The following is a 12,162-nucleotide window of genomic DNA, read 5'->3' as shown; positions in this document are numbered from 1 at the left end:
GCCGTTCGGCGTCGGAGCTCCGGCCACATGGGCCGGGGCCGGTCAGTCCTGGCGCTCGAACAGCGGCACCCGGACCGGCTCCGGCCGGTCGCGGTCCAGGCCGGACAGCGAGGCGTCGTGCGGCGACAGCATCAGCGCGATCCCGCCGAGCGAGAGCAGGACGAGGACGGCCACCGCCAGCGGGGTGATGAACTGCGAGGCCGGCAGGCCGCCGACCGGGGTCCGGCCGTCCAGCACCACCGACACGGCGGCCATGCCGGTGTAGTGCATCGCGACCACCGCGACCCCGGCGATCAGCGCGGAGGCGAGCGAGGCCAGCAGGCCGGTGATGTTCAGGGTCATCCACAGCGCGGTGGCGGACGCGGCGACGGCGATCGCGATCGAGCCGGCCACGGTGAGGGTGTCGTAGGACACCTGCCCCTGGACGTGCATCGCGGCCATGCCGAGGTAGTGCATCGCCGCCACACCCAGGCCCATGACGGTGCCGCCGACCAGCAGGGTGCTCAGGCGTCGCGGCCGGTAGCCGACATAGAGGATGCCGAGGCCGCAGACCACGATCGCCAGCACCAGGCTGCACAGCGTCAGGGGCACGTTGTAGAGGATGGTCGAGCCGCTGACGGTGAAGCCCAGCATGGCCAGGAAGTGCATCGTCCAGATGCCGCAGCCGATCTCGGCGGCGCCGAGCAGCAGCCAGCCGAGCCGCCTGCGCGGCGGCAGGTCGAGCGCGCGGACGGTGCAGCGCAGGCCGAGCGCGGCTCCGGTGCAGGCGACCAGGTAGGACAGGACCGGGTTGAGCCAGCCGTAGTGGAAGCCGTCGATGACGGCGGGGTGGGGGTGCATGAGAATACCTGAGCTGACGTTTCGTTGATGGATGCGCACGGGAACGGCCCGCGCGGGGCACGGTCCGGTGCGGGGTCCCCGCGCGCGGCGGTGCGGGCGGGAGGGGTCGGCGACCCGGTGCTGCCCGTCCGGCGTCGAGGGTCACGGACGGCGCCACGGGTGTCGGCAGACGGGAAGGGGCATGCGGAAGAGGCCCCACGGGCGGCCGCACGCAACGGGAAGCCTTCTGCCGGGCCTCACGTGCGGGTGCATACTATCTGCCCGCCGGGGTCAAGATCTCTTGGGGGTCGACCTCGCGGATCTTTGGTGAAGACCCGTCGGCCCGCTCCTCCCCGCCGTGCCGCGCGGCCGCCTCGGCGGCCCAGGCGGGTCGGCCTGGGTATCCTCGTCCTCCGGCCGTACGGACCACCGGTCCGTTTCATCGGCGCGGACCCCGGGCCCGTACGAGAGGGGAGCGGACGCATGTCCGAGCACAGGTCCCGCAAGGACGCCGTCCGCAACCGGGAGGCCGTTCTCGCGGCCGCCGACGCCCTGTTCGCCCGGCGGGAGAACGCCGAGGACGTCACCATGGCCGAGGTCGCGGCGGCGGCCGGCGTCGGCAAGGGCACGCTGTTCCGGGCCTTCGGCGACCGGGCCGGGCTGCTCCGCGCGCTGTACGAGGCCCGGCTCGAACCGCTCGGCGCCGCCGTCGGGACCGGCCCGCCGCCGCTCGGGCCGGACGCCCCGCCGGCCGAGCGCGTCCCCGCCCTGCTCGACGCCCTGCTCCGCTTCAAGCTCGACAACCGCGCGCTCGCCCTGGCCCTGGAGGACGGCGACGCCAGTCCGTACCGGACGGAGCACTACGCGCGCTGGCACGCGCTGCTCCGCACGCTGCTGGAGCGGGTCCCGGTCGCCGCCGACAGCGGCTTCACCGCCCACGTCCTGCTCGCCGCGATCCGGGCCGACCTGGTCGAGCACCTGGCCGGAGCGGGCGGCCTGGGCCGGGAGGAGCTGCGGGCGCGGCTGGCGGAGCTGGTCGGTACGGTCCTGACGCCCGTTCCGTCGAGGTCGGGGCCGGGGCCGGGGCCGGGGCCGGGGTCCGACGAGGGCTGAGCGGACGATCGGCCGGCCGACCGATCGTCCGTACCCGGATGCGGTGTCATCGGGGTACTGTCCTCTCCGCGCCCGCCCGCCGCCCGCCGCCGGGGAGCAGGGCGGCGGCACCAGCGCGGACCCGGGGGGAACCACGATGCTCGACGTCAGACGGCTCACCATGCTCCAGGCCGTGGCCGAGCACGGCAGCTTCAACCGCGCCGCCACCGCGCTGCTGCTGACGCCCTCCGCCGTCTCCCAGCAGATCGCGGCCCTCGAACGCGGTCTCGGCACCACCGTGGTGGAACGGTCGACGCGCGGGGTGCGGCTGACCGAGGCGGGCCGACTGCTGGTCGACGCCGCCGTCGCGGTGGGCGCCGAACTGCGGCACGCCGAGGAGCGGATCGCGCGGCTGGGCGCGGACCGGCCCCGGCTGACGCTCGCCACCTTCACCAGCGGCGGCCGCCACCTGCTGCCCCCGGTGCTGGCCCGGTTCACGGCGGCGCACCCGGAGGTCGAACTGCGGATCGTGGAGCGCGAACCGGAGGACAGCCTCCCGATGGTCCGCGACGGCAGCGCCGACCTCGCCCTCGCCTACCACTTCGACGGGCCGCTGCCCGTCGTCCCCGGCGACCGCTCCGGCCTGGAGTGGACGCCGCTGATGACGGACCCGCTGTCGGTCGTCCTGCCCGAGCACCATCCGCTGGCCGGCCGGGACGCCCTCGACCTCTCCGAGCTCGCCGAGGACCCGTGGGTGCTGGGCTGCTCGAAGACCGAGGCCTTCCTGCGCCGCCACGCCCTGATGGCCGGTTTCGAACTGCGGGTGGCGGGCTCGACCACCGACTACTTCTTCGCCCGTACGCTGGTCGCCGCCGGGGTCGGGGTCTCCCTCGTCCCGCTGGTCGCCCTCGATCCGCCGCAGCCCGGCACCCGGGTCGTCCCCGTCACCCCGCCGCGTCCCGCCCGGCACTTCGGCCTCGCCCTGCCGCGCCGGCGCCGTCCCCGCCCGTACGCCGACGCGCTCGCGGCCCTGCTGCACGCCCACGCGACGGGGACCGCCCCCGGCCCGGCCTGACTCCCCGGCCTGAGTCCCCCCTGCCCGACACTCCGGCCCGACGCGTGTCCCGCTGCCCCGGCCCGATTTTCCGATCCGGTGCTCCCGCCGATCAGAGGCCCCCTCCGATTCCCCGACCGGGGCTCCTCCCGGTCCGGCGGAATTGTCAGTGCCTCCCCATAGGGTTGGAACAACGCCGAGGGGAGCGCCGGAAGGCGCCGGAAAAGGCGTTGGGAAAAGGGGAGAACAATGTCCACGAACAGGATCGACCACAAGGTCAACCACGTCTCGCTGGTGGTCGACAAGTCCGGCTCGATGCGCCAGCACGAGCAGCAGCTGGTCCGGGTCGTGGACGAGTTCGTGAAGGGCCTCCAGGAGGAGTCCGACCGGCTCGGGCACGAGACCAGGATCAGCCTCTACGCCTTCGACCACGAAGTGCGGAACCTCGTCTGGGACATGGACGTCAAGCACCTGCCGTCCCTGAAGGGTCTCTACCGGGTCGACAACGGCGCGACGGCGCTGATCGAGGCGGCCGTGAAGTCCGTCGACGATCTGAAGAACATCTGGGAGGGGTACGGGGAGCACTCCTTCCTCCAGGTCGTCGTCACGGACGGGGAGGAGAACGCCTCCGGCTGTTCCGAGAGCGGAAAGATGCACATCCGCATACCGGGTGCCAAGGGCAAGGCCGTGCTGCGCGGTTGGATGGACCGGATCCACGGGGCCATGGCGGGGCTCCCCGACCACTGGACGTCGGCGATTCTGGTCCCGAATTCGCTGGCCAAGCGCACCGCCCAGGAATACGGGTTCCCCGCAGGCAATATCGCGATCTGGGACGCCGATTCCAGCAAGGGCGTGGAGGAGGCGATCGGCACCGTCAAGTCCGCCGCCACGAGCTTCCTGCGCGGCCGGGAGAAGGGCGTGCGGGGCACCAAGAACCTCTTCACCATGGGCCAGGACCTCAGCGCCGCGGTGGTCACCGCCGAGCTCGACGCCCTGGAGGCGAGTGCCTACGCCCTCGTCCCGGTCGACCAGCCGTTGCCCATCCGCGAGTTCGTCACCGGCGCGGGGCACACCTACCGGACGGGCTGCGCCTTCTACGAGCTGTCCAAGCGGGAGCGGATCCAGGGCGGCAAGCAGCTCGCCGTCGCGGAGAAGGACCCGGCCACCGGCCGGATGACCGGCAAGGTGTTCTCGGGCCCGGCGGCCCGTCGGCTCCTGGGCCTGCCGGCCTCGGAGGCCACCGTCAAGCCCGGCGACAACCCCGCCTACACGGTGTTCGCCCAGTCCACGTCCGTCAACCGGAAGTTGGTGCCCGGTACCGAGCTGCTCGTCATGCTGCAGCCGTAGTCGGGGCGCGGCCCGGCCCGGCCCGGAGCGGCGGCTCCCCGCCGTCCCGGGCCGCCCCCGGCCTCCCCCTGCCGTCCCGGGCCACTCCTGGGCCACCCTCAGGCGTCGCCGGCCGGTGTGTCGGCGATGGGGTTTTCGGCCATCGCTGCGGGTGTTTTTGGTCGCTGCCGGGGTCCGGTCGGGGCGTGGGCCGGTCCGGGTTGCTCGGACAGGTGATCGATGGTTACCTCGGTCCTCGTGACCTCGTTGGTACCAGGTGTCTCATATGGAACTGACGTTCCATCGGTTCATGACAGTTCGTCAGAAGACTTCCGGGGGGAGGGATTCGACCAAATAGATGGGGTTCCGTCCGAAAATGTCGGCGGAGCGGGGCCGGGGGTGGTCGTCCCGGTGGTGGTGGACGAGAAGGACGTCTGTTTCTTCGATCATCCGCTCGACCATGTGCCCGGAATGGTGCTGGTGGCGGGAGTCCTGGACGTCCTCGGGGCCCGGGCGCCGGAGTGGGTCGATGCGGACGGTGGCCGATTGCGGCTCTCGATGAGCTTCGACCGGATGTGCGAGCTGGGCCCCCCGGTGTGGCTGAGCGGCGGTCCGATCGCGGCCGACGACGGACCGGCCTGGGAGTTGGTGGCGCTGCAGGACGGCGAGGCCGTCAGCAGGGCCACGGTCCGCTTCGGCGGGACGCCGGCCCCGGTGCGGGCCGGGCGGGAGGGCGGGGTTCCCGCCGGGCCCGCGGTGCCCGCCGATCCGGCGCTGGTGCACCGGCACCGCCCGGAGAACGTCATGCTCGGCGAGGCGGTGCGGGTCGAGCGGGCTGCGGTCCTGGTGCCGCCACCGGGCCACCGACTGGCAGGCGCGGGGGTGCACACCATGGGCGCGCTGGTCGAGTCGGCCCGGCAGATGGCGACGATGCTCGGCCACACCGCCCACGGGCGGGACCTCGACGCGCAGATGCTCTGGCTGTCGCTGGAGGCGGACGTGCCGACCGGCCTGCCGGTGGAGGTGCCGTTGGAGTTGTGGTGGGAGTTCGCACCGGCGCGCGGGGCGCGTGCGGTGTACCGGTTCGCGGTCGTGGACGCGGAGAGCGGCGAGGGGTACGGCCGGTTGCAGATCGGCGTCCACACCCTCAGCCGCGCGGGTTACTTGAAGCGGAGGTCGGCGAAGTGAGTGGGGCGGAACAGGTGACGGGCACGGGCACGTCGTGGGCGGTGCGGGCACCGCAGTTGTTGTTCGTCGTCGCGGTACTCGCGGTGGCCACCGGGTTGGTGGTCCACCTGCGGCACGCGGGCGAAGGGGTGGACCTGGTGGCGGCCGTGCTGGCCGCCTGTTACCTGGCGTGGCTGGCGGTCGAGATCCCGGTGACCTTCAGGACCTCCGGCTCGGCGCCGCGGGAGTCGGCGTCGCTGCTGTTCTACGCGACGGCCCGGATCGCGACCGTGTCCGCGGCGGTGCTGGGGCCGCTGCCCTGGGACGAGTGGTCGCCGCTGCTGCTGGTCCCGGCGGCGGTGTTCGTCGGCGGGGTGGTCCTGCGGCAGGTGGCGATCCGCACGCTGGGCCGGTTCTACTCGCACCATGTGACCCGGCAGACCGACCACCAGGTCGTCACCTGGGGCGTCTACCGGTTCATCCGGCACCCCGCCTACGCGGGAATGCTGTCGGCGCACGTCGGCTTCGTGGCGTTCTTCCTGAACCCGCTGAGCGTGGTGCTGCTGGTCGTGCTCGCCGCCGCGATCACCTTCCGCATCCGCACCGAGGAGCGGATGCTGCTGAACATCCCCGGCTACCGCGACTACGCCGCCGGGCACTCCCGCCTCGTGCCGGGTCTCTGGTGAGCGCCTCCGCCCGCCCGTCGCGGGTCGGGGTGCCGACGACGCCGGACGAACTGCTCACCACCACGCGTTCGGTGCGGCTGCGGCTGGACCTTTCGCGCCCGGTGGACCTCGACCGGGTCCGCGAGTGCGTGGAGATCGCGCTCCAGGCGCCCAACGGCGGCAACACCCAGCGCTGGCACTGGCTGGTGGTGGCCGAGGACGGGCTGCGCAAGCGGATCGCCGAGGTCTACCGGCGGTCGTTCGAGGCCCGCTACCCGCCGACCGTCACTGCCGGAGAGCCACCGGCCGCCGGGGCGTCTGCCGGCGGGGCGTCTGCGGCCGGGGCAGCAGCGGGCGGGGTGTCGGACCGGATGCTGGCCGGCGGCCGGCACCTGGCGGAGCACCTGCACGAGGTGCCGGTACTGGTGATCCCTTGCCTGGAGCTCGGCAGCCGCCGGCTCACTGCGGACAACCAGGCAGGGGTGTGGGGCTCGCTCCTCCCCGCCGCCTGGAGCTACATGCTCGCCGCGCGCGCCCGCGGCCTGGGAACGGCGTGGACGACGGTGCACCTGGACGCCGAGCAGGAGGTCGCCGACCTCCTCGGGCTGCCGGGCGACGTGCGCCAGGGGGCCCTGATCCCCACCGCGCACGTGCTGGGGGACGGATTCGGACCGGCGCCGCGCCGGCCGGTGGACAGCGTGCTGCACCTGGACGGCTGGGGCGGCACGGGATGGGGCGGTGGGGGCGCATGACGGAACTCGTGGTGACCACGGCGACGGACGGCGGCGAGGTGCTGGCCGACGCCGCGCGGGTCGGGAACAAGTTCGCCCGGCAGGAGGTGCTGCGGCGGGCCGGGTTCCGGGTGCCGGAGTTCTTCTGCCTGCCCGCCGCCGCCTTCGACGAGGCCCTGGACGCGCTGCGCCCGTCGCTTCCGGCCGAACCGGCGGACGGCGCCGACCGGGCGGAGGTGGAGAGCTGGTGCGCGGCGGCCCGCGAGGCCCTGGGCGGCGCACGGCTGCCGGTGGCGCTGGCCGAGCGGATCCGCAAGGAGTTCGCGGCCGTGGCCGGGCCGGAGGGCCTGGTCGCGGTGCGGGCGTGCGTGGTCCCGGCCGTCACCGCTCCTGAGGCTGCCGGGGCCGACGCGGCCGAGGCGATCGGCGAGGACAGCGCGGTCGACCCGTTCGCGGGCATGAGCGACAGCTTCCTCTACGTCGACGAGGACGGCCTGGAGGACGCCGTCCTCGGCTGCTGGGCCTCCGCGTTCAACCCGCAGGCCGTGCGCTACCGGACCCTGCGCGGCCTGGACCCGCTGCGAGCCCGGGTCGCCGTCGGCGTCCAGCGGATGGTGCTCGGCACCCGCTCGTTCGTCGCGTTCACCCGCGACCCGCGCGACGGCGCGGTCCGCCGGGTCGTCGCGGCCGCTTACGGCATCGGCGAGGGCGTCGTCCAGGAGAAGGCGGACATCGACCACTTCTTCCACGACCCGGCCACCGACGAGGTGACCGCGCTGACCGTGCGCAAGCAGTGGTCGATGGGCCTGCCCGAGGGCGCCGCCGCCGGTGCGCCGGTGCTGCTGCCGGTGGCCGGCGAACTCGCCGACGTCCCGGTGCTGGACGACGACCAGGTGCGCGCGGTGGCGGAGCTGGCCGCACGGGTGGAGGAACTCTTCGGCGTCCCCCAGGACATCGAGGGCGCCCTCACCGAGGACGGCCTCGTCCACCTGCTCCAGGCCCGCCCGCTGGTCACCGCGCCGCCCACGACCACCGCCACCGCCGCGGCCGGGACCGCCCCGGCGACCGGCACCGCCACCGCCGACGCCGCGTCGGAGGAGTCGGGGAACGACCAGGTCTACTGGGGCAACCACAACATCACCGAGAGCTTCCCCGGCGTCTCCGGCGCGCTGACGTTCTCCCAGTCCCGCGAGTTCTACCGCCGCTCCTTCACCGACCTCTACCGGCGGATGGGCGTCCCCGAGTCCTGGGTGCGGGACAACGCCCACCGCCTCGCCCGGATGGTCGGCTACCTGGAGGGCCAGGTCTACTACCGGCTGGACGACTGGCACGCCCTGCACGGGCAGATGCCGATGTTCGAACTCGTGCGCCGAGGCTGGGAGCAGGCGATGGGCATCACCGGCCCCGCCCGCGGCGAGCGCCGCTGGGCCGCCCCGGCCGTCGCCCTGGCGCTGCCCCGGCTGGCCTGGCGCAGCGCCCTCCACCCGTGGCAGGTGAAGAGCTTCCTGCGCTGGTGGGACCGGCAGATGGCCGAGGCCGAGACGATCGGCGACTCGCCGGAGGAGCTGATCGCCTTCTACCGGCGGCTCTGGGAGCGCGCCGGTGAGCGCTGGGGCGTCACCCTGGTCAACGCGTTCATCGCGCTCGTCGTGCTCGGCGCGGGCAGCGTCCTGCTGCGCCGCTGGACCGGGGAGGGCCCGCAGGTCCTGGTCGGGCTGATGGGCGGCGGGAGGGAGAACCGCTCGCTGGAGGCGGTGCGCGCGGCCATGGGCCTGGCCGAACTCGTCGGCGCCGTCCCGGAGCTGCGGGCCGCCGTGCTCGACGACGCGAGCGACCCCGAGCGGCTGTGGCGGCAGATCGTCGAGGGTCAGTACGGTGCTGCCGTCGGCGACGCCGCGCGCGGCTACGTCGCCCGCTACGGCGACCGCGCGCTGCACGACCTGAAGCTGGAGGAGCCCACGCCCCGCCAGCGCCCGTGGACCGTGCTCGCGCTGATCCGCCCGCTGGTGCGCCAGGGCGCGACGGTGGCGGCCAGCCGCGCCGACGAGCAGGCGGCGGCCCGCAAGGCCCGCGAACGGCTGCACGAGGTGCTCCCGAACCCGGTCCGGCGGACCGTCCTGCTCGGCATCACCTCCCTCGCCCGCGACCTCGCCCGGATCCGCGAGGACACCCGGTTCTGCCGCACCCAGCTGTTCGGGCTGTCGCGCGACGTGATGTGGCGGCTGGGCGCGGAACTCGCCCGCACCGGCGTCCTGGACGACGCGCTCGACGTCGCCGACCTGACCGTGGAGGAGGTCATCGGCGCCTTCGACGGCACCGGCACCGTGACCGACCTTCGCGCCCTGGTCGCGTTGCGCCGCACGCAGCGCGAGCGCTGGGCGAAGAACCCGCAGCGCCCCGCCCTGCTGGGCACGCCCGCCGGACTGGCGCTCGCCCGGGCGCTGCCGAGGGCGAGCGCGGTGGGCAAGGCGGCCGTCGCCGACGACGGACTGCTGCGGGGCATCGGCTCCAGCGGTGGCGTGGTGCGCGGCCGGGCCAAGGTGGTGCTCGACCCGTCCACCGACCCGGACCTCGCCGCCGGGCGGATCCTGGTCGCCCGGGAGACCGACCCGGGCTGGCTGTTCCTGATGATGTCCGCGACCGGCATGGTCGTCGAACGCGGCACCCTGCTGTCCCACACGGCGATCACCGGCCGCCTGCTCGGCGTCCCCACCGTGGTCGCCGTGCCGGGGGCCACCACGGCGATCCCCGACGGTGCCTGGATCGAGCTCGACGGCGCGGCCGGGACGGTGCGGCTGCTCCCGCCGTCCGAACAGCCGGAGGAGCCCGAACAGCCCGAACAGCCCGAGGAGCCCGGGGAGTCCGAGGCACCGGTCGGGACCGCCCCGATCGACGGAACCGCCCCGACCGACGGCACCGCCACCACCGAGAAGGGCGACAGGACATGACCGACGACCCGGCCCGTTTCCCCTTCCCGCCGGCCGGCGACGTGCGCCCGCCGGACGCGTACCACGACGTCCTGCACGCCCGCGCCCCGCACCCGGTGCAGCTGTCCAGCGGGCAGCCCGCCCTGCTGGTCACCCGGCACGAGGACGTCACGGCCGTCCTCGGCGACGACCGCTTCAGCCGGGCCGGCTACACCGAGCTCGCCCGCCCGCTGTTCGCCCGCAAGACCGAGTCCGTCCTGCTGGCCACCGCCGACGCGCCCGACCACACCCGGCGCCGGCGCGCGATCCTCCCCGCGTTCACCGCCCGCCAGGTCCGCCTGCTGCGGCCGCGCCTGGAGGGCCTCGCCGAGGAGCTGCTCGACGACCTGACCGCCGGTGCCACCGGCGGCGAGACCGATCTGGTGGGCGGCTTCACCGTGCCCTTCCCGATGCGGGTCATCTGCGAGGTGCTCGGCGTCCCGCTCGACGACGGCGCGATGCTGCGCGCGGAGGTGGACATCCTGATGTCCACCTCCGGCCACACCCGCGAGGAGGTCGCCGCCACCCAGGCGCGGATGGACGAGTACTTCGCCGCCCTGGTCGACGGCAAGCGGCGCGCCGCCGAGGCGGGCACCCCGGCCGACGACCTGCTCACCAGGCTGGCGCTGCGCCCGGACGACGACCCCGACCAGCGGCTGTCCGACCGGGAGGTGGTCTCCCTCGGCTCGGGCATGCTGATGGCCGGCTACGAGACGACCGGCAACTCCTTCGGCATGTGCGTGCTGCTCCTGCTGCGCCACCCCGACCTGGTGAAGCGCCTGCGCGCGGAGCCCGAGCGGATCCCGGCTGCGGTCGAGGAGATGCTGCGCTTCAGCTCCCTCAACAACACCGGCGGGGCGCCGCACCTGGTGCGGGAGGACACCGTGCTGGGCGGCTGCCCGGTGGCGGCCGGGCAGATCGTGGTGCCGCTCACCGACAGCGCCAACCGCGACCCGGCCGTCTTCGCCGACCCGGACGCCTTCGACCCCGACCGCGCGGACGTCGGCTCCCATGTCGCCTTCGGTTACGGCCGTCATCTGTGCCTGGGTGCCGAACTCGCCCGGGCCGAGCTGCAGATCGGCGTCGACGCGCTGCTGCGCCGCTTCGACGTGCTGGAACTCGCCGTCCCTGAGGACGAGTTGGACTGGCGGCGGACGATGTTCATCAACGGCGTCTGGCAGTTGCCGGTCCGCTGGACGGTGGCCGGTGCCGCGGCGGCCCCCGCCGCGGAGGGGCGGAGCGCGTGAGCCCCCCGGCCGCCCGGCCCGCCGCCGGTCCGGGGGCGGTCACCTCGGCCGGAGGTCCGGCCGGTCCGACCGACCCGGGCCCGCTGGCCGTGCGCCTCGGCGCCTTCCTGCGCGGCAGCTTCCCGCTGCCGCTGTCGCTGGTGTTCGCCGGGGTGTGGGCGGTGGGCGCCACCGGGCTGTTCGCCGCCGCCGACGCGCGGGTCGTGGACTGGCGGCCGGGCTGGGGCACGGTCGGTGCCGCGCTGACGGTGCTGGTCGACCTGCTCCTGATGCGGGCCGCCGACGACCTGCGCGACCTGCCGTACGACCGGCGGCACAACCCGTCCCGCCCGCTGGCGCGCGGCGCCGTACTGCCGCGCGACCTGTACCTGCTGTTCGGCGCCGGGGCCGCGTTCCTGCTCCTCCTCAACGCCGGCAACCGGGCCGCCCTGCTGCTGATCGCCGCCCAACTCCTCTACACCGTGCTGCTGGTGGGGGCCGAGCTGTGGCTCGGGTGGCCGCGCGGGGACGCCGTCGTCACCGGCGTCCTGCTGAGCTCCCCGGTGCAGGTGCTGCTCAACCTCTACCTGTACGCGGTGTTCCTGCACGACACCGGGCTGGACGGCGACACCGTCGCGAGGGCCGGGAGGCACGTGCTGCCGCTGCTGGCGGTGATCATGCTGGCCGCCACCCACCACGAACTGGTGCGCAAGGTCGTCCGAGAGCCGGGCGCGCACGAGCGCACCTATGTCCGGGTCTTCGGCCTGCGCACGACCGTCGCGCTCGCGCTCGGCTCCGCCGTCGCGTCCGCCGCGGTGTCGCTGGCGGTGCTGCGGCCGTGGGCGGGCGGACCGGCCGGGTGGGGCTGGCTGGCGCTGCTGCCGGTCGCCGTCGCCGCCCTCGCCGCCCGCCGCTTCGACCGGACCGGGGCGGCCCGCTGGCCCGTCGGGGCCGTGGTCGGCTACCTGCCGGCCGTGTTCGTCTGCCATCTGCTGATCGGCCTCGCGGCCACTTCGTGAGGGCCGGGAACCTGTACCTCGCGCGCCTCGCCGCCCCTGTGCCCCGTCCCCGCCGTCGCCGGGGCGGGGCACTGCGCTCAGTGGGTGGGTCGTCCCG

The 12,162-nt window shown here is 74.4% G+C and carries 10 protein-coding genes; 9 read left to right on the top strand and 1 reads right to left on the bottom strand.

What is annotated here, in order from left to right:
- Nucleotides 1–42: 42 nt before the first annotated feature.
- Nucleotides 43–840, bottom strand: a complete 798-nt coding sequence (locus tag OG715_RS03665; protein WP_327064034.1) for an MHYT domain-containing protein — start codon at nucleotides 838–840, stop codon at nucleotides 43–45.
- Between the two features lie 462 nt (nucleotides 841–1,302).
- Here OG715_RS03665 and OG715_RS03660 point away from each other — a divergent pair, with 462 nt between their 5' ends.
- The 9 genes from OG715_RS03660 to OG715_RS03620 all read left to right on the top strand — a co-directional run bounded on the left by OG715_RS03660 (nucleotide 1,303) and on the right by OG715_RS03620 (nucleotide 12,065).
- Nucleotides 1,303–1,932 (top strand): TetR/AcrR family transcriptional regulator, encoded by a 630-nt coding sequence (locus tag OG715_RS03660; RefSeq protein ID WP_327064033.1) that lies wholly within the window; start codon nucleotides 1,303–1,305, stop codon nucleotides 1,930–1,932.
- A gap of 136 nt (nucleotides 1,933–2,068) precedes the next feature.
- A complete protein-coding gene (locus OG715_RS03655) occupies nucleotides 2,069–2,986 on the top strand; it encodes a LysR family transcriptional regulator (protein WP_327064032.1) in 918 nt (305 codons plus the stop codon).
- A 228-nt stretch (nucleotides 2,987–3,214) separates the two neighbouring features.
- Nucleotides 3,215–4,312: a vWA domain-containing protein gene (locus OG715_RS03650; protein WP_327064031.1), complete on the top strand. Its 1,098-nt coding sequence runs from the start codon at nucleotides 3,215–3,217 to the stop codon at nucleotides 4,310–4,312.
- A gap of 378 nt (nucleotides 4,313–4,690) precedes the next feature.
- A complete protein-coding gene (locus OG715_RS03645) occupies nucleotides 4,691–5,479 on the top strand; it encodes an AfsA-related hotdog domain-containing protein (RefSeq protein WP_327064030.1) in 789 nt (262 codons plus the stop codon).
- Nucleotides 5,476–6,144, top strand: coding sequence for a methyltransferase family protein (locus OG715_RS03640; protein ID WP_327064029.1), 669 nt, complete (start codon nucleotides 5,476–5,478; stop codon nucleotides 6,142–6,144). Before OG715_RS03645 ends, OG715_RS03640 begins: the two co-directional genes overlap by 4 nt.
- Nucleotides 6,141–6,875: a nitroreductase family protein gene (locus OG715_RS03635; RefSeq protein ID WP_327064028.1), complete on the top strand. Its 735-nt coding sequence runs from the start codon at nucleotides 6,141–6,143 to the stop codon at nucleotides 6,873–6,875. The genes OG715_RS03640 and OG715_RS03635 overlap by 4 nt, the downstream gene beginning before the upstream one ends.
- Entirely contained in the window at nucleotides 6,872–9,802 is a 2,931-nt protein-coding gene (locus OG715_RS03630; protein ID WP_327064027.1) for a PEP/pyruvate-binding domain-containing protein, read from the top strand. Before OG715_RS03635 ends, OG715_RS03630 begins: the two co-directional genes overlap by 4 nt.
- On the top strand, nucleotides 9,799–11,067 hold the full coding sequence (locus tag OG715_RS03625) for a cytochrome P450 (RefSeq protein WP_327064026.1): 1,269 nt from the start codon (nucleotides 9,799–9,801) through the stop codon (nucleotides 11,065–11,067). The genes OG715_RS03630 and OG715_RS03625 overlap by 4 nt, the downstream gene beginning before the upstream one ends.
- On the top strand, nucleotides 11,064–12,065 hold the full coding sequence (locus OG715_RS03620; protein ID WP_327064025.1) for a UbiA prenyltransferase family protein: 1,002 nt from the start codon (nucleotides 11,064–11,066) through the stop codon (nucleotides 12,063–12,065). Before OG715_RS03625 ends, OG715_RS03620 begins: the two co-directional genes overlap by 4 nt.
- Nucleotides 12,066–12,162: the final 97 nt, after the last annotated feature.

Origin of the sequence: Kitasatospora purpeofusca (genome assembly GCF_036010405.1) — a bacterium.
Classification (GTDB): Bacteria; Actinomycetota; Actinomycetes; order Streptomycetales; family Streptomycetaceae; genus Kitasatospora; species Kitasatospora purpeofusca.
The sequence above is the reverse complement of the archived record's forward strand: the minus strand, read 5'-3'. Positions and strand labels throughout refer to the sequence as shown.

What these genes read in the sequence shown, in the direction of transcription:
- OG715_RS03665 (WP_327064034.1), bottom strand. Translation starts at nt 840, where the DNA reads ATGCACCCCCACCCCGCCGTCATCGACGGCTTCCACTACGGCTGGCTC.
- OG715_RS03660 (WP_327064033.1), top strand. Translation starts at nt 1,303, where the DNA reads ATGTCCGAGCACAGGTCCCGCAAGGACGCCGTCCGCAACCGGGAGGCC.
- OG715_RS03655 (WP_327064032.1), top strand. Translation starts at nt 2,069, where the DNA reads ATGCTCGACGTCAGACGGCTCACCATGCTCCAGGCCGTGGCCGAGCAC.
- OG715_RS03650 (WP_327064031.1), top strand. Translation starts at nt 3,215, where the DNA reads ATGTCCACGAACAGGATCGACCACAAGGTCAACCACGTCTCGCTGGTG.
- OG715_RS03630 (WP_327064027.1), top strand. Translation starts at nt 6,872, where the DNA reads ATGACGGAACTCGTGGTGACCACGGCGACGGACGGCGGCGAGGTGCTG.
- OG715_RS03625 (WP_327064026.1), top strand. Translation starts at nt 9,799, where the DNA reads ATGACCGACGACCCGGCCCGTTTCCCCTTCCCGCCGGCCGGCGACGTG.